Origin of the sequence: Streptomyces sp. CB01201, assembly GCF_002803085.1 — a bacterium.
Taxonomy (GTDB): Bacteria; Actinomycetota; Actinomycetes; order Streptomycetales; family Streptomycetaceae; genus Streptomyces; species Streptomyces hundungensis.
Window position 1 is genome coordinate 291,329 of record NZ_NNBJ01000007.1, and the last position, 21,151, is coordinate 312,479.

Below are 21,151 nucleotides of genomic sequence, written 5' to 3' on the forward strand. Positions count from 1 at the left end.
GCACCCAGGAGCAGCCACCATGGCGATAGATCTCGCAGGCCGCCACTTCGTCAAGGAGCTGGACTTCACGGCTGAGGAGTTCCTCGGACTCGTCGAGCTCGCCGCCGAGCTCAAGGCTGCCAAGAAGGCGGGTGCCGAGGTCCAGCGGCTGCGCGGGCGCAACATCGCGCTGATCTTCGAGAAGTCGTCGACGCGCACCCGTTGCGCCTTCGAGGTGGCGGCCGCCGATCAGGGCGCGTCGACGACGTACATCGACCCGGCCGGTTCGCACATCGGCAAGAAGGAGTCCGCGCGCGACACGGCCCGGGTCCTGGGCCGGATGTTCGACGCGATCGAGTTCCGGGGCGACGGGCAGGAGATCGTCGAGACCCTCGCCGCGCACGCGGGCGTGCCGGTCTACAACGGGCTGACCGACGACTGGCACCCCACCCAGATGCTCGCCGACGTGCTGACCGTCACCGAGCACAGCGACAAGCCGCTGGGCGAGGTCTCCTTCGCCTATCTGGGGGACGCCCGCTTCAACATGGGCAACTCTTACCTGGTCACCGGCGCTCTGCTCGGCATGGACATCCGGATCGTGGCGCCCAAGGCGTACTGGCCGTCCGTGGAGGTCCAGGCGCAGGCGCGCGAGGCGGCGACGGCGAGCGGCGCCCGCATCACGCTCACCGAGTCCGTCGAGGAGGGCGTGGCGGGAGCGGACTTCGTCGCCACCGACGTCTGGGTCTCGATGGGCGAGCCCCAGGAGATCTGGGCCGAGCGCATCAAGGCGCTCGCCCCGTACGCCGTGACCATGGACGTGCTGCGCGCCACCGGCAAGCAGAACGTCAGGTTCCTGCACTGCCTGCCCGCCTTCCACGATCTGGGCACCCAGGTCGGCCGGGAGATCCACGAGCGGTACGGCCTGACCGAGCTGGAGGTGAGCGACGAGGTCTTCGAGTCCGCGCACTCGGTCGTCTTCGACGAGGCGGAGAACCGGATGCACACCATCAAGGCGATCATGGTCGCCACGCTCGGGGACACCTCCACGGTCGCCGGATAGGAATGCGCCCGATTGGGTGCACATACGGCGAGGTGGCTACTATGTCGCTTCTTGGTGGGGTCCGAGCTCGCACGCTCGGGCCCCGCTTTCTTTGTGCGCGGCCGCCGTCGGCCGCGCGGTACCACCAGGAATGAGAACCACCCCATGCGGCGCCCCCACCTCGCCTCCCGCCCCGCCCCCCACATGCGGATCAAGTCGCCGCGGCAGCTGATCGCCGAATCCGGCACGGACCTCGAAGGCCATGGCCTGCGCCGCACGATGGGGCTCTTCCAGCTCGTGTGCTTCGGCGTCGGCGCGATCGTGGGCACCGGCATCTTCGTCGGGCTCTCCGACAGCGTCGCCAAGGCGGGGCCCGCCGTGGTCCTGTCCTTCGTCCTCGCCGCCGTCACCTGTGTCTTCACCGCGTTCTCCTTCGCCGAGCTGGGCGGTGCGATCCCGGTCTCCGGCTCCTCGTACTCCTTCGCGTACGCCACGCTCGGCGAGCGCACCGCCTTCCTGGTCGGCTGGTGCCTGCTCCTGGAGTACGGCGTCTCGGTGTCCGCGGTCGCCGTCGGCTGGAGCCAGTACCTCAACGAGCTCCTGAACAGCCTCGTCGGATGGCAGCTTCCGGCGGCGCTCTCGGCGGGGCCGGCCGACGGCGGGGTGGTCAACCTGCCGGCCGTCGTCGTCATCCTGCTCGCCGCGACCCTGTTGGTGCGCGGGGTGCGGGAGAGCGCGCGGGCCACCGCCGCGATGGCCGTGCTCAAGATCGGGATCCTGCTGCTGTTCCTGGCGATCGCGTTCACCGCCTTCGAGGCCGGTCATCTCTCGCCGTTCGCGACCCATGGCGCGGGCGGGGTCACCGCGGGCGCCTCGCTCGCCTTCTTCTCGTACATCGGCTTCGACGCGATCACCACGGCCGGCGAGGAGGTGAAGGATCCGCGCAAGAACGTGCCCATAGCGATCATGATCTGCATCGGCCTGGTCACGCTGCTCTACTGCGCGGTCGCCGTCGCCGCGATCGGCGGGCTCGGCGCGGACGCGGTCGGCGACAAGCCCGCGGCTCTCTCGCTGATCGTCAACCAGGTCACCCACTCCACGGTCGGGGGCGGGGTCATCGCGTTCGGCGCGGTGGTCGCCATCGCGTCCGTGGTGCTCGCCGTGATGTACGGGCAGACCCGGATCCTGATGTCGATGTCCCGCGACGGCCTCGTTCCCCGCGTCTTCGAACGGGTCTCGCCGAAGACCGCGACACCGGCCGCCAACACCTGGATCGTCGCGCTGGTCTTCGCGGTCCCGGCCGCGTTCGCCTCCCTGGACGCGGTGGTCAACCTGACCACCATCGGCACGCTCGCCGTCATGGCCGCGGTCAACATCGCGGTCGTCGTCCTGCGCCGCGGCGAACCGGACCTGAAGCGCTCGTTCCGGGTGCCGCTGTACCCGGCGAGCCCGATCCTGGGCGTCGGCTTCTGTCTGTATCTGATGTACGGGACCGGCTGGGCGACCTGGCTCCAGTTCGCCGCCTTCCTGCTGGTCGGCTCGCTGGTCTACACCTGCTACGGCCGCAGCCGCTCGCGCCTGGCCGCTCCGGCGGGGCCGGAAGCGTGACCCGGGCCGCCCGGTCGCCCCGGCCGCCCGGCCGCGTCAGCTCGGCCGGCTCGGAAGGGTGAACCAGACCGCCTTGCCGTGGGCGGTGGGGCGGTGGCCGCAGGCCGAACTCAGGGTGCGGATGAGCAGCAGGCCCCGGCCGTGCTCCTGCCAGGGGTCGGGCGGGCCGCCCGCTCCCGGGGTCGAGAGGTCGCCCGGCGGCAGCGGCGAGCCGTCGTGCACCTCGACCTGGCAGCCGGAGGCGAGCAGCTCCACCACCAGCTCGATCGGCGCCCGGCCGGTTGTGTGCTCGACGGCGTTGGCGACCAGCTCGGCGGTGAGCAGCTCGGCCGTATCGGTGTCGGCGGGCGCGTCGATGTCCGCGAGGGCGGTACGCACCAGGGCGCGGGCGATGGGCACCGCCGCCGTGGTGTGGGGGAGCGGGATGCGCCACACGGAGGGCGTGGCGTTCCGGTCGGGGCCGGAGGGGTTCGGCAAGGCGACTGTTCCGTTCGGGGCGCGAGAGGCGTCGGGTTGCGTGGGGTCGTCCTGCTTTCAACCTTACGAAGCCGGCTCGCGGGCCAGTAGAGGACCCCGGCCGGAGCGGGCGGGGCCCTGGGGCACCGGCGCGCGGGACCTTGGGCCCTGGCGGGCTCCGCAGCCTTATCGCGTACTCGTGACGACAGTCACACATGAGTGATACCTTCGTCGGGAAGGCAGCGAAAGCAGTGGCGGCACCTGCCGCCCCGCCGTAGGAGGCCGCCCGGATGAGCCCCTTTCCCAGCTCCGCCTCGCGCACCGAGGACTGGCACCATCTGCGCCTGACGGTGTCCGACGGCGTCGCGACGGTCACGCTGGCCCGGCCGGAGAGACTCAACGCGCTGACCTTCGGCGCCTATGCCGACCTGCGCGATCTGCTCGCCGAGCTGTCCCGCGAGCGTGCGGTGCGCGCCCTGGTCCTCGGCGGCGAGGGGCGCGGCTTCTGCTCGGGCGGCGACGTGGACGACATCATCGGCGCCACCCTCGCGATGAACACCGCCGAGCTCCTCGACTTCAACCGGATGACCGGCCAGGTCGTCCGGGCGATCCGCGAGTGCCCCTTCCCGGTGATCGCCGCGCTGCACGGCGTCGCCGCGGGCGCCGGCGCGGTGCTCGCGCTCGCCGCCGACTTCCGCATCGCCGACCCCTCGGCCCGCTTCGCGTTCCTGTTCACCAAGGTGGGCCTGTCGGGCGGCGACATGGGGGCGGCCTATCTGCTGCCCCGCGTCGTCGGCCTCGGCCACGCCACCCGGCTGCTCATGCTCGGCGAGCCGGTACGTGCTCCCGAGGCCGAACGGATCGGCCTGCTCAGCGAGTTGACGGACGAGGGCCGCGCCGACGAGCGCGCCGCCGAACTCGCCCGCCACCTCGCCGACGGCCCGGCCCTCGCCCACGCCCAGACCAAGGCGCTGCTCACCGCCGAACTCGACATGCCGCTCGCGGCCTCGGTGGAGCTGGACGCGGCGACGCAGGCCCTGCTGATGAACGGCGCGGACTACGCCGAATTCCACGCGGCCTTCACCGAGAAGCGGCCCCCGAAGTGGCAGGGGCGCTAGCGGTGCCGGCCCCCGACGCCGCACGCGCCCCGCTCAGGATCGCCGTGATCGGCGGCGGCCCCGGCGGCCTGTACGCGGCGGCCCTGCTCAAGCGGCTCGACCCGGCCCGCGAGATCACGCTCTGGGAGCGGGGCGCCCGCGACGACACCTTCGGCTTCGGTGTCGTGCTCTCCGACGAGACCCTCGGCGGCATCGAGCACGCCGACCCCGCCGTCTACCAGGCGCTGCGCGCCGAGTTCGTCCGCTGGGACGACATCGACATCGTGCACCGGGGCCACACCCTGACCTCCGGCGGGCACGGCTTCGCCGCCCTCGGCCGGCGCCGGCTCCTGGAGATCCTGCACGAGCGCTGCCACGAACTCGGCGTCGATCTCCGCTTTCGCGCCGAGGCGCCGCCGGCCGCCGAACTCGCCGCCGCCCACGACCTGGTGATCGCCGCCGACGGCGTGCACAGCCCGACCCGCCAGGCGCACGCCGCGCACTTCGCGCCGCGGATCACCCGGCACCGCTGCCGCTACATCTGGCTCGCCGCCGACTTCGCGTTCGACGCCTTCCGCTTCGAGATCGCCGAGACCGGGCACGGCGTGATGCAGCTGCACGGCTACCCCTACGCCGCCGACGCCTCCACGGTCATCGTCGAGATGCGCGAGGAGGTCTGGGAGGCGGCCGGATTCGCCGCGCTCGACGAGCAGGCCTCGGCCGAGAGCTGCGCCAAGATCTTCTCCGACGCCCTCGGCGGGCGGCCCCTGCGCGGCAACAACTCCTCGTGGACCGCCTTCCGCACGGTCGTCAACGAACGCTGGTCGTACGGCAATACGGTGCTGCTCGGCGACGCGGCGCACACCGCCCACTTCTCGATCGGCTCGGGCACCAAGCTCGCCGTGGAGGACGCCCTGGCGCTCGCCGCCTGCATCGAGGAGCAGCCCGATCTGCCCGCGGCCCTCGGCGCGTACGAGCGCGAGCGCCGGCCCGTCGTCGCCTCCACGCAGCGCGCGGCCGCCGCCAGCCTGCGCTGGTTCGAGGACCTCGCGCGCTATCTCGACCAGCCCGCCCGGCAGTTCGCCTTCAACCTCCTCACCCGCAGCCGCCGGGTCACCCACGACAACCTCCGCCTGCGCGACCCCCGCTTCACCGACGCCGTGGAGCGCGAATTCGGCTGCCCGCCGGACACCCCGCCCATGTTCACCCCCTTCCGGCTGCGCGGCCTCGAACTGAAGAACCGCGTCGTGGTCTCGCCCATGGACATGTACTCCGCCGTGGACGGCGTCCCCGGCGACTTCCACCTCGTCCACCTCGGCGCCCGCGCGCTCGGCGGCGCGGGCCTGGTCATGACCGAGATGGTGTGCGTGAGCCCCGAAGGCCGCATCACACCGGGCTGCACCGGCCTCTACACCCCCGAACAGGCCCTCTCCTGGCGGCGGATCGTGGACTTCGTCCACCAGCAGGCCCCCGGCACCGCCTTCGGCGTCCAGCTCGGCCACTCCGGGCGCAAGGGCTCGACCAGGCTGATGTGGGACGGCATGGACCAGCCGCTCGACACCGGCAACTGGCCCCTCGCCGCCGCCTCCCCCATCCCGTACCTGCCCGGTATCAGCCAGGTCCCGCACGCCCTTGACCACGCCGAACTCACCGCGATCCGCGGGCAGTTCACGGCCTCGGCCCGCCGGGCCGCCGACTGCGGCTTCGACCTCCTCGAACTGCACTGCGCCCACGGCTACTTGCTGTCCGGTTTCCTCTCCCCCCTCACCAACCGACGGACGGACGAGTACGGCGGTTCCCTCGCGGCGCGCCTGCGCTTCCCCCTCGAAGTCTTCGACGCGGTGCGCGAGAGCTGGCCCGCCGAGCGGCCCCTGACCGTCCGCCTCTCCGCCACCGACTGGGCCGAGGGCGGCACCACCGCCGAGGACGCCGTCGAGATCGCCCGCGCCTTCGCCGCGCACGGCGCCGACGCCATCGACGTCTCCACCGGCCAGGTCGTCCCCGAGGAGCGCCCCGAGTTCGGCCGCTCCTACCAGACCCCGTACGCCGACCGGATCCGCAACGCGCTGTCCGTGCCCGTTGTCGCGGTGGGCGCCATCTCGTCCTGGGACGACGTCAACTCCCTGCTCCTGGCGGGCCGGACCGACCTGTGCGCGCTGGCCCGCCCGCACCTGTACGACCCGCACTGGACCCTGCACGCCGCCGCCGAGCAGGGCTACACCGGCCCCGGCGCGAGCTGGCCGCTGTCCTACCGCGCGGGCAGCCGCACCCCGCCGACCGGCCGCACGGACGCCCCCCGGCCGCGGCTCAGCCTGAACTGACCTCCCGCCGGGAGGCCGGGCCAGCTACCCCCGGGCGGGCAGCGCACCGCGGACGAAGGCGGCGCCCGCCTCGCGCAGCAGCCGGTGCAGCGCGCCGAAGACTTCGGCGGAGCGGGCACCGGGCCAGTCGCGGGGCAGGAGTTCGGCGGGCAGGCCCGGGTCGGCGTAGGGGAGCCGGCGCCAGGAGTCGAGGGCGAACAGGTAGTCGCGGTAGGCGGCCTCGGCGTCGGCCGCGGTGGCGTCCGGGCGGGACCGCCAGGTGCGCAGCACCGGTTCGTGGCGGCCCAGGAAGTCCTCGTGCTGCTTGGCGATAGCGGGCAGGTCCCACCAGCGGGCGACGGCCTCGGCGGTGGGCGCGAAGCCGAGGTGCTCGCCCCTGAACAGCTCGACGTACGGGGCGAGTTGGAGCCGCTCCAGGGTGTGCCGGGTCTCGTCGTACAGTCGGGCCGGGGCCAGCCACACACCCGGGGCCGCGGTGCCGAAGCCGAGCCCGGCCAGGCGCGAGCGCAGGACGTGCCGCTTGCTGCGCTCGGACTCGGGCACCGAGAACACCGCGAGGACCCAGCCGTCGCCGGCCCCCGTCGGCGGCCGCGCGTAGATGCGCCGGTCGCCGTCGTCCAGGAGCTGGCGGGCGTCGGCCGACAGGGCGTAGCCCGCCGCGCCCGCCGCGGTGGGCCGGGCTTCGAGGAGCCCGCGCCGTTTGAGCCGGGACACCGACGAACGCACGGAGGGGGCGTCCACGCCGACCGCCGCGAGCAACCGGATCAGTTCGGCCACCGCGAGGGAGCCGGAGGTCTCGCGCCCGTAGGCGCCGTACAGGGTCACGATCAGAGATCGGGGAGTGTGCTGCTCGGCCACCCGATCACTCTAGTTCCCGCAGCCGGAAGCGCTGGAGCTTGCCGGTGGGGGTACGCGGCAGGGCGTCCAGGAAGACGATCTCGCGCGGGCACTTGTAGGGCACGAGCTCCCGCTTGACGAAGTCGCGCAGCAGTTCCCCGGTGCCTTCGTCGCGCGGCGCGTTGGGGGTCAACACGCAGTAGGCGACGGCCACTTGGCCGCGCCGCTCGTCGGGGCGCCCGACCACGGCGGCCTCCGTGACGAGCGGATGGCGCAGCAGGGCGTCCTCGACCTCGGGGCCCGCGATGTTGAACCCGGCGGAAATGATCATGTCGTCGGCCCGTGCCACGTACCGGAACCAGCCGTCGCTGTCGCGCACATACGTGTCACCGGTGATGTTCCAGCCGTCGCGGACGTAGACCCGCTGGCGTTCGTCGGCGAGATAGCGGCAGCCGACCGGGCCGCGCACGGCGAGCAGCCCGGGCTCGCCGTCCGGCACCGGCTGCCCCAGGGCGTCGACCACCCGGGCCTGCCAGCCGGGAACGGGCCGCCCGGTGGTGCCGGGCCGGATGTCGTCGTCCGCCGCCGAGATGAAGATGTGCAGGAGTTCCGTGGCGCCGATCCCGTTGATGATGCGCAGCCCGGTGCGCTCCTCCCAGGCCCGCCAGATCGTCTCGGGGAGGTTCTCGCCGGCCGACACACAGCGGCGCAGGGCGCTCAGGTCGTACGCGTCGAGCTGGTCCAGCATCGTGCGGTAGGCGGTCGGCGCGGTGAACAGGACGGACGCCCGGTGCTCGGCCAGGGCGGGCAACAGCTGCTGGGGGCCCGCCTGTTCGAGCAGCAGGGACGATGCGCCGGCCCGCAGCGGGAAGATGACCAGGCCGCCGAGCCCGAAGGTGAAGCCGAGCGGGGGGCTGCCCGCGAAGAGGTCGTCGGGCGTGGCCTTGAGCACCTGCGCGGCGAAGGTGTCGGCGATGGCCAGGACATCGCGGTGGAAGTGCATACAGCCCTTGGGCCGTCCGGTGGTGCCCGAGGTGAACGCGATCAGGGCGACGTCGTCGGCCGAGGTGTCCACCGCCGCGAACCGCTCCGCGGGCGCGTCCTCGACCAGGTTCAGGAGGTCGCCGGGACCGTCGCCGCCGTACGCCGTGATGCCGAGGCCCGGCGCCTCGGCCCGCTCCAGGTCGGCCAGGACGCGGGCGTCGCACAAGGCGTGGCTGATCCGCGCGATCGAGCACATGACGCCCAGCTCGTGGGCGCGCTGCTGGGCCAGTACGGTGACGGCGACCGCGCCCGCCTTCATCACCGCGAGCCAGCACGCGGCCAGCCACGGCGTGGTGGGCCCGCGCAGCAGGACCCGGTTGCCGGGCACCACGCCGAGCGCCCCGGTCAGCACATGGGCGATCCGGTCGACCCGGTCGCGCAGCTCCCGGTAGGTCCAGACCTCGCCCGCGCCGGTGCGGAAGACGGGGCGGTCCGGGCCGAAGCGCTCGATCGTGGTGTCCAGGAGTTCGGCGCCGCAGTTGAGCCGCTCGGGGTAGTGCGGCCCCGGCGGCCCGAGGACCAGGCGCGGCCACTGGTCGGCGGGCGGCAGGTGGTCGCGGGGAAAGGTGTCGGCGTGCGCCGAGTTCTTCAGCTCCATACGGGATCGCCCCCTTGTCGCCTCTGGAGCGTATCGTTTGGATGACGACAGTCAACAGTTCGCGATAGGGCGGTCCCGGTGGTCGTCACGGCCGAGTGGGAGAGTCGGAACCCGAGTCGGAAAGGGGTGGTCATGCCCGGATTCGCGCTGGCGCCGGACCAGCTGGAGTGGTGCGGGGAACTGCGGGTGCTGGCGGGGGCGCGGCTGCGCCCCCTTGCGGACAAGGGTGAGCCAGGCCGGGTGAACCGGCCACTCGTCGAGGCGCTCGGCGAGCACGGTCTGCTGGCCCGGCTCTTCGAGTCCGGCGCGCTCGATCTGTGTCTGATGCGCGAGTCGCTGGCGTACGCGTGCACCGAGGCGGAGACCGCGCTCGCCCTCCAGGGTCTCGGCGCGCACCCGGTCGCCGCGTACGGGACGCCGGCGCAGCGCGAGCGCTGGCTGCCCGGGGTGGCGGCGGGCCGCACGGTCGCCGCCTTCGCGCTGAGCGAGCCGGACGCGGGCTCGGACGCGGCGGCGCTGAGCCTCAACGCCGCCCAGGAGGACGGGGGTTGGCGGCTGACCGGCGAGAAGTGCTGGATCTCCAACGCCCCCGGGGCCGACTTCTACACCGTCTTCGCCCGCACCACGCCGGACGCGGGCGCGCGCGGCGTCACCGCCTTCCTGGTCCCCGCCGACCGTCCGGGCCTGAGCGGCACCCCGCTCGACCTGCTCTGCCCGCACGCCATCGGCAGTCTCGACTTCGACGGCGTCCCGGTGGGCCCGGACGACATCCTGGGGGAGCGGGACCGCGGCTTCACGGTGGCCATGAACACGCTCAACCTGTTCCGGCCCAGCGTCGGCGCGTTCGCCGTCGGCATGGCGCAGGCGGCCCTCGACGCCACCGTCGCCCACACCGCGCAGCGCACCGCGTTCGGCGGCCCCCTCAAGGACCTCCAGGCCGTCGCCCACCGGGTCGCCGACATGGCGACCCGCACCGAGGCCGCCCGGCTCCTGGTCTACGCGGCGGCCGAGGCGTACGACCGGGGGGAGGCGGGCATCGCGCGCGGCTCGGCCATGGCGAAGCTGTTCGCCACCGAGGCGGCGCAGTACGTCGTGGACGCGGCGGTCCAGCTCCACGGGGCCCGCGCGCTGCAACGCGGGCACCTCCTCGAACACCTCTACCGCGAGGTCCGGGCGCCCCGCATCTACGAGGGCGCCAGCGAAGTGCAGCGCACGATCATCGCGAAGGAGCTGTACCGGTGAGCCTGGAGCGAGTGAACCCCGCCCGGCTGTCCCCGGCGACCGGCTTCAGCCACGCCGTCGTCGCCACGGGCTCGCGCCTGGTCTTCCTCGCCGGACAGACCGCGCTGGACGGGGACGGCAAGGTGGTGGGCACCACGCTGCCCGAGCAGTTCCGCACCGCGCTGACCAACCTCCTGGCGGCGCTGGCCGCGGCCGGGGGGACGCCGGCCGATCTGGCCCGGGTCACCGTGTACGCCACGGATGTCGGTGACTACCGGGAGCGGGCCCGCGAACTGGGCTCGATCTGGCGGGAGTTGGCGGGCCGGGACTATCCGGCGATGGCGGTGATCGGCGCGGTGCGGCTGTGGGACGCCGAGGCCCTGGTCGAGCTGGACGGGTTCGCGGTCCTGGAGTAGGTACTGGAGCGGCGAGCCGGTCCGAGGGGGGCCCGGTCCGTGGCGGCGCCGCTCACACCGCGCCCGGCGAGCCGCCCTCCCGCAGGCCTCCCATCCAGTCCTCGATCCCCGCCGCCGACCTCGGCAGCGCGCCGGACATCAGCCGCGCCCCGCTCGGCGTGATCACCAGGTCGTCCTCGATGCGTACGCCGAGACCGCGCAGTTCGGGCGGCAGGGTCTCGTCGTCCGCCTGGAGGTAGAGGCCGGGCTCGACGGTGAGGACCTGGCCCGCCTCCAGCACGCCGTCGAGATAGGTTCCGGCGCGGGCCTTCGCGCAGTCGTGCACGTCCAGGCCGAGCATGTGCCCGCTGCCGCACAGCGTGTAGCGGCGGTGCAGCTCGCCCGCGGCGCTCTTCAACACGCCCCACTCGGCGAGCCCTTCGGCGATCACGTTCATCGCGGCCCGGTGGAAGTCGCGGAAGGCGGCGCCCGGCCGCAGGGCCGCGATGCCCGCGTCCTGCGCCGCCAGGACCAGCTCGTACACCTGGCGCTGGACGGGGGAGAAGCGGCCGGACAGCGGGAGCGTGCGGGTGATGTCGGCCGTGTACAGGGTGTCGGTCTCCACGCCCGCGTCGAGCAGGAGCAGCTCGCGCGGGTCGAGCCGCCCGTCGTTGCGGATCCAGTGCAGCACACAGGCATGGGCCCCGGACGCGGCGATCGTCTCGTACCCGGTGCCGTTGCCCTCGGCGCGGGCCCGCGCCCCGAAGACGCCTTCGAGCAGCCGCTCGCCCCGCGCATGGCCGAGGGCGCGGGGCAGGGCGCGTACGACGTCCTCGAAGCCCGCCGCGGTGTGGTCGACGGCCAGCTGGAGCTGTGCCACTTCCCAGGCGTCCTTGATGAGCCTCAACTCGCTGAGACAGGATGCCAGTTCGGGGTCGACGGCGGCGTTGCGGCCCGGCGGGAGGCCGGCCGGTTCGTCCAGGTGGACGCAGCGGATGCCCGTGAGGCGCTCGGTCTCGGCGAGGTCGGGGCGCCGGCCCACCCAGAACTCGCCGTGGCGGCGGTCGCGGTAGAACGCGTCGTCGCCCTCGCCGCGCGGCGAGCGCGGCCGCGCGTGGAGGACGGCCTCGTGGCCGGAGCCCGAGGGCTCCAGGACCAGGAAGTGCCCCGGCTGGTCCTCGCCGGTGAGGCCGGTCAGCCAGGCGTACGCGCTGTGCGGGCGGAAGCGGTGGTCGCAGTCGTTGGAGCGGACCCTCAACTCACCCGCCGGCACGATCAGTCGCTCGCCCGGGAAGCGCGCGGAAAGGCGTGCCCGGCGGGCTTCCATGACACCGAACCCGGGCACCCGGGTGTCCTCGGGCAGCGGCGTCGGGGCCCAGCCGCCGCTCATGAAGGCGGCCAGCTCGGGGCCGACCGGCAGATCATGGCTGCCGGTGTTGAGGCGTGCGGGGCGCTCGGCCATCGGGTCTCCCGGGGTGAGTGCAGTGCAATTTCACATTACTATGTCACGCTCCACAAGCCGCCGGACAGTCGCCGGCCCCCAACTGGATCCGCCGTCATGGCTGTTGGCGTCGCAGGGCCCCTGGCCGCAACCCTTGTGGGGCGCCACGACACCTCAGTAAAATGTCACACACCACACTAAGGAGTCCTGCCATGCCGTCCACAGCACCCCGGCGCGTCCGCCCCTGGCACGGAATGCTCGTCGCCACCGCGCTGCCCCTGCGCTCCGACCTCTCCGTCGACCTCAACTCCTATGCCCAGCACGTGCGGTGGCTGATCGACAGCGGCTGTGACGGTGTCGTGCCGAACGGCTCGCTCGGCGAATACCAGACCCTGTCCGACGAGGAGCGGGCCCGCGTCCTGCACACCGCCGTCGAGGCGGCCGGCGACGGCGACCGCGTGATGGCGGGCGTCGCGGCCTACGGCAGCGCGGAGTCCCGCCGCTGGGCGGAACAGGCGGCCGACGCGGGCGCGGGCTCGGTGCTGCTGCTCCCGCCGAACGCCTACCGCGCCGACGAGCGCTCGGTGCGCGCCCACTATGCCGAGGTCGCCAGGGCGGGGCTGCCCGTCGTCGCCTACAACAACCCGTACGACACCAAGGTCGACCTGACCCCCGCACTGCTGGCCCAGCTCTACGCCGACGGCAGCATCGTCGCCGTCAAGGAGTTCAGCGGCGATGTCCGACGGGCCTACGAGATCGCCGAACTCGCCCCGGAACTGGACCTGTTGGCGGGCGCCGACGATGTGCTCCTGGAGCTGGCCCTGGCCGGTGCGGTCGGCTGGATCGCCGGGTACCCCAACGCGCTGCCCGTCGCCTGCGCCCAGCTCTACCGGGCCGCCGTCGCCGGTGACCTGGCGACCGCCCGGCCCCTCTACCGCGCGCTGCACCCGCTGCTGCGCTGGGACTCCAAGACCGAGTTCATCCAGGCCATCAAGCTCTCCATGGACCTGGCGGGCCGCCCCGGCGGTCCCGTGCGGCCGCCCCGCCAGCCGCTCACCGCGGACCAGGACGCCGTGGTGCGCGCCGCCACCGAGAAGGCACTCGCCGAAGGCCACAAGTAGCCCGCCAGAAAGGGAAGTCCATGCGGACCCGACACGTCTACCACGCGGTCGACTCGCACACCGAGGGCATGCCGACCCGCGTCATCACCGGCGGCCTGGGCATCATTCCGGGCGCCACCATGGCCGAGCGGCGGCTGTACTTCATGGAGCACCTCGACCACGTCCGTACGCTCCTGATGTACGAGCCGCGCGGCCACGCCTCCATGAGCGGCGCGATCCTCCAGCCGCCGACCCGCCCCGACGCGGACTACGGCGTGCTCTACATCGAGGTCTCCGGCGTGCTCCCGATGTGCGGGCACGGCACGATCGGCGTGGCCACGGTGCTGGTGGAGACCGGCATGGTCGAGGTCGCCGAGCCCGTCACCACCGTGCGTCTGGACACCCCGGCGGGCCTGGTGAGCGTGGACGTACGGGTCGAGGACGGCGAGGCCCGCGCGGTCACCCTGACCAACGTCCCGGCGTTCTGCCTGGCGCTGGACCGCAAGGTGACCGTGCCCGGACTCGGCACGGTCACCTACGACTTGGCCTACGGCGGCAACTTCTACGCCTTCGTCGAACTGGACGCGCTCGGCCTGCCGTTCGCGCGCGAGCGCAAGGACGAGCTGCTCGCCGCCGGGCTCTCGATCATGGACGCCATCAACGCGGCCGAGCCGCCCGTGCACCCCGAGAACCCGGAGATCGCCGGGGTGAAGCACGTCTATCTCGCGGCCCCGGGCTCGGACGCGACGCACTCGCGGCACGCCATGGCCATCCATCCGGGCTGGTTCGACCGCTCGCCGTGCGGCACCGGCACCTCCGCGCGGATGGCGCAGCTGCACGCCCGCGGTGAACTGCCCCTGCACCGCGACTTCACCAACGAGTCGTTCATCGGGACGGAGTTCACCGGCCGGCTCGTCGCCGGAGCGCGAGTCGGCCGGCTTCCCGCGGTGATTCCCACGGTCACCGGGCGGGCCTGGATCACGGGCACGGCCCAGTACTTCCTGGACCCGGCCGACCCGTTCCCGGCGGGGTTCCTGCTGTGACCGGAAGGGTCGGTCAGGGGCGTTCGGTGAGGTAGCCGCCCATCGACGTGAAGTACTCGGCCGCCGGCAGTTCCCGGCCGTCCTCGGTCCGTACCCGGGTGACGGCCAGGCCGTGGTTGCGGCCGGTGCGGGCGTCGGCCCCGGCGACGATCACCACGCCGTCGCCCTCGCGGTAGAAGATCCGGCCCGGGGTGCCGCCGTACCGGCCCTCGGACACGACGGCGGTGAGCACCTCCAGGCGCCTGCCCCGGTGGAAGGTGAAGGCCGCCGGGTACGGGGCGGACTGGGCGCGCACCAGGCGCTCCAAGTCCTCGGCGGACCAGGACCAGTTGATCCGGATGTCCTCCTCGGCCCGCTTGTGGAAGAAGGTGGCCTGCGACCGGTCCTGCTTCGTGAACTCGGCGCGGCCCGAGGCGATCAGGTCGAGGGCGCCGACGGTGACCGGGGCGATGAGGTCGACCGTCTTGTGGAACAGGTCGGTCGCGGTGTCCGTCGGACCGACGGCGACCGACTCCTGCCGCACGATGTCCCCGGCGTCGAGGACCTCGTCCATCATGTGCGCGGTGACCCCGACTTCGGATTCGCCGTTGATGAGCGCCCAGATCAGCGGCGAGAAGCCGGCGTACTTGGGCAGCAGCGAGTCGTGCACGTTGAGGGTGCCGTGCGGGGGCAGGGTGTAGATGCGCGGCGGTATCCAGGTGCGCCAGTTGTTGGCGACGATGATGTCCGGGTCCGCCTCCTTGAGCAGCTGGAACAGCTCCTCGTCGTCGGGGCGGTTGCGGATGACGACCGGAACGCCGTGTTCTTCGGCGAGTTCGGCGACCGAGTCGCTCCAGATCTTCTCGTAGGCGTGCTCGCTCCGGGGGTGGGTCACGACCATCACGACGTCGTGCTCGGAGTCCAGGAGCGCCTTCAGGGTGCGATGGCCCCAGGTCTGATAGCCGAACATGACGACCCGCATCGGGGTTCCTCCTCAGAAGAGCGAAACAATCAGGGGCAAGTAAAGCAAGGCTTACCTAACATCGCAACGAGGCCGATTCCGGGGCCGATTGACCCGGAGGTGGGCCCCGTGCCCCTTTTGTCCGGTCGACAGCTTCGCCGACATCAGGTTAGCCTCACCTAAGTTCCACTCGGCTGCCGGTCACCGGTGCGCCTGGACTCCCCCTTTTCCTCACCTCCGACACGACGCCTCACCGGCGGCTGTCCCGCACGAACGGGAGTGACATGTCACAGGCTCTTCCTGGCGACGCACCAGTGATCCACGATCTGATCGGCATCGGCTTCGGCCCGTCGAACGTGGCCATGGCGATCGCGCTGAGCGAGCACAACGCGCGCGTCGGGAGGCAGGAGGCGGTCACCGCTCACTTCTTCGAGCAGCAGCCGGGCTTCGGATGGCACCGGGGGATGCTCATCGACGACGCGACGATGCAAGTGTCCTTCATGAAGGACCTGGTGACGCTGCGGAACCCGACCAGTGAGTACAGCTTCCTCTGCTACTTGCAGAGCAAGGGACGCCTGATCGACTTCGTCAACCACAAGAACCTCTTCCCGCTCCGGGTCGAGTTCCACGACTACTTCGAGTGGGCCGCGGCCAAGGTCGACGACCTGGTCTCCTACGGCCACCAGGTCGTCTCCGTCGAACCCGTCGTGCGCGACGGCGTGGTGGAGTACGTCGACGTGACGGCCCGGTCCGGCGGCGAGGTCGTCACGCACCGCGCCCGCAATCTCATCGTCGGCACCGGACTGCGCCCGGTCATGCCCGAGGGCGTCGAGCGGACCGACCGGGTCTGGCACAACTCCGACCTCCTGAAGAAGATCGACGCCCTGGAGGGCACCGACCCCCGGCGATTCGTCGTCGTCGGCGCCGGCCAGAGCGCCGCCGAGAACGTCGCCTATCTGCACCGCCGCTTCCCCGAGGCCGAGATCTGCGCGGTCTTCTCGCGCTACGGCTACAGCCCGGCGGACGACAGCAGCTTCGCCAACCGCATCTTCGACCCGCAGGCCGTCGACGAGTACTTCACGGCGCCGGAGGACGTCAAGCGCCGGCTGATGGGCTACCACGGGAACACCAACTACTCCGTGGTGGACATCGACCTCATCGACGACCTGTACCGGCAGGCGTACCAGGAGAAGGTCCTCGGGGCCGAGCGGCTGCGGTTCCTGAACATCTCGCGCCTCACCGGCGTGGCGGAGACCCCCGACGGGGTCCGCGCCACCGTCACGTCCCTGGTCACCGGCGAGGAGAGCGTGGTGGACGCCGACGTCGTCGTGTGCGCCACCGGATATCTCCAGGCCGACGGCCTGGGCCTGCTCGGCGAGGTGGCCGATCGGTGCCACCGCGACGAGCAGGGGCGCGTCCGTGTCGAGCGCGACTACCGGGTGGCGACCGACCCCGCGGTGCGCTGCGGCATCTACCTCCAGGGCGGCACCGAGCACACCCACGGGATCACCTCGTCCCTGCTGTCCAACACCGCGATACGCGTCGGCGAGATCCTGGACTCGATCCTCGACCGCGACCTCGCGGAAGCCGTCGGCGGGGCGCGGCCCGTGGCCGGAGCGTCCGGCGGCGTGCCCCAGCCGGCCCGCTGACCGGACCTCCCCAACCGTTGCCGTGCCCGGCGGTGTGTTCCCCACCGCCGGGCACGGCACCGGTGTGTACGCACCCCGTATGAGAAAGGAACGCCCGTGCCCCCACGTACGCGCCGCCAAGCCGCCGGCCCGGCCACCGGCAGGGACGAGGTGCCCGAGCGGCCCGGCGTCCGCGTCGGCCAGGACACAACTGCCGTGGCTGCCCAGCCGGTTGGGCGATCGCCCCTGGCCGGGATCGTCGGGGTCCGGCGCCGGCGCATCGTGGGCCTGGCCGTCGTCGTCGCGGTCCTCGTGGCCGCCTCGGTGGTCTCCATCGCCGTGGGCGCACGCGCGTTGAGCCCGGCCGAGGTGTGGCACGGGCTGTTCTCGGGAGCGGACGCCGACCAGAAGGCCACCGACATCCGGCTCATCGTGCAGACCGTGCGGATACCCCGCACGGTGCTCGCCGTCGTGGCGGGCATCGCGCTGGGCGTCGGCGGCGCGCTGATCCAGGGGTTCACCCGCAACCCCATCGCCGACACCGGCCTGTTGGGGGTCAACACCGGCGCCTCGTTCGCCGTCGTCACGGCGATCTCCCTGCTCGGGCTCACCGACCCGTTCCAGTACCTCTGGTTCGCCTTCCTGGGGGCCGCGCTCGCCGGTGTCGTCGTGTTCGGGCTCTCCAGCATCGGCCGGGGCGCCGGGAATCCGCTGACGCTCGCCCTGGCCGGGCAGGGCGTCACGGTGTTCCTGGCGGCGATGACGACCGCGGTCGCCCTGTCGGACAAGGCGGCCCTGAACGCCCTGCGGTTCTGGAACGCCGGCTCGGTGGCCGGAGTTCCGTTCCGCGTCATCTGGCCGGTGACCGCCTTCGTCGTGGTCGGTCTCGTGCTGGCCCTGGCCGTGCTGCCCTCCGTGAACCTGCTCAACCTGGGCGACGACGTGGCGCGCGGCCTCGGCGTGAACATCGCCCTCATCCGGACCGTCGGGATCCTCGCCATCACCCTGCTCGCGGGCGCGGCCACCGCGGCGTGCGGGCCCATCGCCTTCCTCGGGCTCATGGTGGCCCACGTGGCCCGGTACCTGGCCGGGCCCGACTACCGCTGGCTGGTGCCGTACGCGGGTCTGCTCGGCGCGGTCGTCCTGCTGGTCTGCGACATCGTGGGACGCGTCGTGGTGCGCCCGGGCGAGCTGGACGCCGGCGTCCTCGTCGCCCTCCTGGGTGCCCCGTTCTTCGCGGCCCTGGTCCTGCGAGGAAAGTTCAAGAGCGCATGAACACACAACAGCGCATGGACACAACCGCGGTGAAGCCGGCGGTGACGCCGGGAGTGCGGCTCGGCCGCATCTCGTTCGTCTGGCGGCCCCGGGTCGCGCTGGTCACGCTGCTCCTCGCGGCGGCGGCGTTCCTGGTCTTCTGCGTCTCCATCGCCGTGGGGGACTTCCCCATCGGGCTGCCCAAGGTCGTCGCCTCGCTCTTCGGCGGGGGCGAGCAGGTGGACCGGTTCGTGATCATGGACCTGCGGATGCCGCGGGCCCTGGCCGGGCTGGTCGTGGGGATCGCGCTCGGCGTGTCCGGAGCACTCACTCAGTCCATCGCCCGCAATCCGCTGGCCAGTCCGGACATCCTGGGCATCACCGGCGGTGCGAGTGCCGTCGCGGTGGGCCTGGTGACGGTGTCGGGCGGAGCCGCGAGCGCGGTGACCGGGTCCCTCGGGCTGTCCGGGGCGGCGCTCGCCGGCGGGCTGCTCACCGGCCTCCTGGTGTACTTCCTGGCGTGGCGGCGCGGAGTCGACGGCTTCCGGCTCATCCTCATCGGCATCTCGGTCAGCGCCGTCGCGCAGGCGATCACGACCTGGCTCCTGGTCACCGCCGACATCAAGGACGTGGCGCGGGCCCAGGCGTGGCTGGTCGGCTCGTTGGACAACCGGTCCTGGAGCGAGGTGGGGGTGGCCCTGTGGGGGACCCTCGCCGTGCTGGCCGTCGTGGCGTGCGTCGCCTTCCAGTTCAAGCCCCTGCACTTCGGCGACGACGTGGCCGCGGGTCTCGGCGTCCGGTACTCCCTGGTACGCGCGGTCCTGTTGCTGTGCGCGGTGCTGCTCGCCGGGTTCGCGGTGAGCGCGGCGGGTCCGGTGCCGTTCGTGGCCATGGTGGCCCCGCAGGTGGCGATGCGCCTGACGCGGCATCCGACACCGCCGGTGGTGGCCTCGGGCACGGTGGGGGCGCTGCTGTTGATCGGCTCGGACCTCGTCGCGCGCACCGCGCTGCCGATCACCCTGCCGGTCGGCGTGGTCACCGCCGCGATCGGCGGGCCCTTCCTCATCCACCTCCTGGTGCGGGCCAACCGCCGCTAGATGGTAGAAAGGTTAGGCAAGCCTAATTAGAGGGGGAGTCATGGCCGTTGAGTACATCACCGCGATCGAGCCCGGGGTTGCCGCCGTACCGCGTCTCGCGGCCAGGGGCGTCACCGTCGGGTACGGCGACCGGACCGTCATCGACGCCCTCGACGTGACGATCCCGCCGGGCGTGGTGACCACGATCATCGGGCCCAACGGGTGTGGGAAGTCGACCCTGTTGAGGACCCTGACGCGCCTTCTCAAGCCCACCTCGGGATCGGTCGTCCTGGACGGTGAGGACATCGCCCGGCTGAAGACCCGGGACGTGGCCAGGAAGCTCGGACTGCTGCCGCAGTCGCCGGTGGCGCCGGAGGGCCTGACCGTGGCCGACCTGGTCGCCAGGGGCCGCCACCCGCACCAGAGCTGGCTGCGCCAGTGGTCCTCCGACGACGTCTCCGTCGTCGAGCGCGCATTGGCCCTCACCGGCGTCTCCGACCTGGCCGACCGCCCGGTCGACTCGCTCTCCGGGGGGCAGCGCCAGCGCGCCTGGATCTCGATGACGCTGGCTCAGGGCACCGACCTGCTGCTGCTCGACGAGCCCACCACCTACCTGGACCTGGCACACGCCATCGACGTGCTCGACCTGGTGGACGACCTGCACGAGTCGGGCTGCACGGTCGTCATGGTGCTGCACGACCTGAACCTGGCCACGCGCTACAGCGACAACCTCATCGTGATGAAGGCGGGTTCCGTCCTCGCGCAGGGCCACCCGCGGGACGTGGTGACCCCCGAGCTGCTCCACGAGGCATTCGGCCTGCGGGCTCAGGTGGTTGAGGATCCGGTGGGCGACCGGCCGCTGATCGTGCCGATCGGCCGCACCCATGTGCCGGGTCTGGCCGACTGACGTCCACCCTTCCCTAGACTTAGGCTAGGCTTACCTTACTTAGGTAGGTCAAGGTCTCCCTGCCCCGCTGTGGGGCCGCGGTGGACCGTACGAAAGCAAGGGATTCCGGATGCTCCTCGACCGAACGACCCGTATGAAGTCCTGGCGGCGGCTGGCGGCGACCGTGTCCGTCGCGGCCCTCGGCGCGGGGGTGCTGGCGGGCTGCGGTTCCGATGCGAAGGACAAGAGCGCGGGGGACGGCTCCAACACCCCCGCCGCCTCCGGTGCGTTCCCGGTCACCGTGGAGCACGCGTTCGGATCCACGAAGGTCGACAAGGCGCCCAAGCGGGTCGTGACCGTCGGCTACACCGACGACCAGGACGTCCTCGCGCTCGGCGTCAAGCCCGTCGGCATGGTCGACCAGTACCCCAACCCGGCCGGCCGGAGCCCCGACATCAACACGCAGTGGCCCTGGGTGAAGGACCAGTGGGGGAGCACCAAGCCCGACGTCATCATGAACAACGGTGACGCCGGCCCCAACTTCGAGAAGATCGCGGCCCTGCGGCCCGACCTGATCGTCGCGGTCTACTCCGAGATCGACAAGACCGCCTACGACAAGCTCTCCAAGATCGCCCCGACGGTCGCCCGTACGAAGACCGAGAAGGAGCCGTTCAGCGCTCCGTGGCAGGACAACGCCCTCCACATCGCCAAGGCGCTCGGCAAGGCCGACGAGGGCAAGCAGCTGGTCCAGGGCATCCAGGACAAGCTCGCCGGGGTCAAGAAGGCGCACCCCGAGTTCGCCAACCAGACCGCTGTCGCCCTGTCCTGGTACAAGAACTCGGTCACGCCGTTCACCACCAAGGACGTACGCGGCCAGCTCCTGAGCGGCATGGGCTTCAAGGGCCAGACCGGGATCGACAAGATCGCCGGGTCCGACTTCTCCACGCAGCTCTCCCCGGAGCGCATGGACCTGGTCGACGTGGACCGTGTCTTCGCCATCAACGACAAGGCCGACACCGAAGCGCTCAAGAAGGACAAGCTCTTCTCCAACCTGAAGGTCGCCAAGGCCAACAAGGTCTCCTACCTGCTCGACAGCGAGGGCCCGGCGGCCGGCGCGGCGATGTCGCAGGCGACCCTGCTCTCCCTGCCGTACGCGATCGACCAGCTCGTCAAGTCGGTCGGCTAGGC

Annotated in this window: 18 protein-coding genes; 13 read left to right on the top strand and 5 right to left on the bottom strand. The window is 72.1% G+C overall.

Going from position 1 to position 21,151, the window contains the following annotated elements; translation table 11 throughout:
- Positions 1-19 precede the first annotated feature (19 nt).
- The gene (gene argF / locus CG740_RS17105) at positions 20-1,039 is read left to right on the top strand and encodes an ornithine carbamoyltransferase (RefSeq protein WP_100575998.1); all 1,020 of its coding nucleotides are present in this window, start codon (positions 20-22) and stop codon (positions 1,037-1,039) included.
- Between the two features lie 144 nt (positions 1,040-1,183).
- Entirely contained in the window at positions 1,184-2,626 is a 1,443-nt protein-coding gene (locus CG740_RS17110) for an amino acid permease (RefSeq protein WP_100575999.1), read from the top strand.
- 36 nt (positions 2,627-2,662) lie between these two features.
- On the opposite strand, the gene CG740_RS17115 is transcribed toward CG740_RS17110, so the two are convergent.
- The gene (locus CG740_RS17115; protein WP_100576000.1) at positions 2,663-3,103 is read right to left on the bottom strand and encodes an ATP-binding protein; all 441 of its coding nucleotides are present in this window, start codon (positions 3,101-3,103) and stop codon (positions 2,663-2,665) included.
- A gap of 269 nt (positions 3,104-3,372) precedes the next feature.
- Between CG740_RS17115 and CG740_RS17120 the strand changes: the two genes are divergently transcribed.
- A complete protein-coding gene (locus CG740_RS17120) occupies positions 3,373-4,200 on the top strand; it encodes an enoyl-CoA hydratase family protein (protein ID WP_100576001.1) in 828 nt (275 codons plus the stop codon).
- Positions 4,185-6,500, top strand: a complete 2,316-nt coding sequence (locus tag CG740_RS17125; RefSeq protein ID WP_100576002.1) for a bifunctional salicylyl-CoA 5-hydroxylase/oxidoreductase — start codon at positions 4,185-4,187, stop codon at positions 6,498-6,500. The genes CG740_RS17120 and CG740_RS17125 overlap by 16 nt, the downstream gene beginning before the upstream one ends.
- 24 nt (positions 6,501-6,524) lie before the next feature.
- Here the strand turns inward: CG740_RS17125 and CG740_RS17130 are convergent, their stop codons facing one another.
- Positions 6,525-7,358, bottom strand: a complete 834-nt coding sequence (locus tag CG740_RS17130; protein ID WP_100576003.1) for a PaaX family transcriptional regulator — start codon at positions 7,356-7,358, stop codon at positions 6,525-6,527.
- A gap of 4 nt (positions 7,359-7,362) precedes the next feature.
- On the bottom strand, positions 7,363-8,979 hold the full coding sequence (locus CG740_RS17135; RefSeq protein WP_100576004.1) for an AMP-binding protein: 1,617 nt from the start codon (positions 8,977-8,979) through the stop codon (positions 7,363-7,365).
- A gap of 132 nt (positions 8,980-9,111) precedes the next feature.
- On the opposite strand from CG740_RS17135, the gene CG740_RS17140 reads away from it, so the two are divergent.
- Both CG740_RS17140 and CG740_RS17145 read left to right on the top strand, forming a co-directional pair.
- Complete coding sequence (locus CG740_RS17140; protein WP_100576087.1) at positions 9,112-10,221, top strand: acyl-CoA dehydrogenase family protein; 1,110 nt, start codon at positions 9,112-9,114, stop codon at positions 10,219-10,221.
- Positions 10,218-10,616: a RidA family protein gene (locus tag CG740_RS17145; protein WP_100576005.1), complete on the top strand. Its 399-nt coding sequence runs from the start codon at positions 10,218-10,220 to the stop codon at positions 10,614-10,616. The genes CG740_RS17140 and CG740_RS17145 overlap by 4 nt, the downstream gene beginning before the upstream one ends.
- A 52-nt stretch (positions 10,617-10,668) precedes the next feature.
- Here CG740_RS17145 and CG740_RS17150 read toward each other — a convergent pair whose 3' ends face one another.
- Positions 10,669-12,057 carry an aminopeptidase P family protein gene (locus tag CG740_RS17150; RefSeq protein ID WP_100576006.1) on the bottom strand — a complete coding sequence of 463 codons (1,389 nt, stop codon included), beginning with the start codon at positions 12,055-12,057 and terminating at the stop codon, positions 10,669-10,671.
- Positions 12,058-12,248: 191 nt separating this feature from the next.
- On the opposite strand from CG740_RS17150, the gene CG740_RS17155 reads away from it, so the two are divergent.
- The gene (locus tag CG740_RS17155) at positions 12,249-13,157 is read left to right on the top strand and encodes a dihydrodipicolinate synthase family protein (protein WP_100576007.1); all 909 of its coding nucleotides are present in this window, start codon (positions 12,249-12,251) and stop codon (positions 13,155-13,157) included.
- Positions 13,158-13,177: 20 nt separating this feature from the next.
- Complete coding sequence (locus tag CG740_RS17160) at positions 13,178-14,179, top strand: proline racemase family protein (protein WP_100576008.1); 1,002 nt, start codon at positions 13,178-13,180, stop codon at positions 14,177-14,179.
- Positions 14,180-14,192: 13 nt separating this feature from the next.
- On the opposite strand, the gene CG740_RS17165 is transcribed toward CG740_RS17160, so the two are convergent.
- Positions 14,193-15,140: a methionyl-tRNA formyltransferase gene (locus CG740_RS17165; RefSeq protein ID WP_100576009.1), complete on the bottom strand. Its 948-nt coding sequence runs from the start codon at positions 15,138-15,140 to the stop codon at positions 14,193-14,195.
- 263 nt (positions 15,141-15,403) lie between these two features.
- Between CG740_RS17165 and CG740_RS17170 the strand changes: the two genes are divergently transcribed.
- From CG740_RS17170 to CG740_RS17190, 5 genes are all read left to right on the top strand, one after another.
- Complete coding sequence (locus CG740_RS17170; protein WP_100576010.1) at positions 15,404-16,768, top strand: lysine N(6)-hydroxylase/L-ornithine N(5)-oxygenase family protein; 1,365 nt, start codon at positions 15,404-15,406, stop codon at positions 16,766-16,768.
- A gap of 195 nt (positions 16,769-16,963) precedes the next feature.
- The gene (locus CG740_RS17175) at positions 16,964-18,022 is read left to right on the top strand and encodes a FecCD family ABC transporter permease (protein ID WP_234376317.1); all 1,059 of its coding nucleotides are present in this window, start codon (positions 16,964-16,966) and stop codon (positions 18,020-18,022) included.
- A gap of 14 nt (positions 18,023-18,036) precedes the next feature.
- On the top strand, positions 18,037-19,098 hold the full coding sequence (locus CG740_RS17180; protein ID WP_199846484.1) for a FecCD family ABC transporter permease: 1,062 nt from the start codon (positions 18,037-18,039) through the stop codon (positions 19,096-19,098).
- A gap of 40 nt (positions 19,099-19,138) precedes the next feature.
- Complete coding sequence (locus tag CG740_RS17185; protein ID WP_100576012.1) at positions 19,139-19,984, top strand: ABC transporter ATP-binding protein; 846 nt, start codon at positions 19,139-19,141, stop codon at positions 19,982-19,984.
- A 109-nt stretch (positions 19,985-20,093) separates the two neighbouring features.
- The gene (locus tag CG740_RS17190) at positions 20,094-21,149 is read left to right on the top strand and encodes an iron-siderophore ABC transporter substrate-binding protein (RefSeq protein ID WP_100576013.1); all 1,056 of its coding nucleotides are present in this window, start codon (positions 20,094-20,096) and stop codon (positions 21,147-21,149) included.
- The last annotated feature ends 2 nt before the right edge of the window (positions 21,150-21,151 follow it).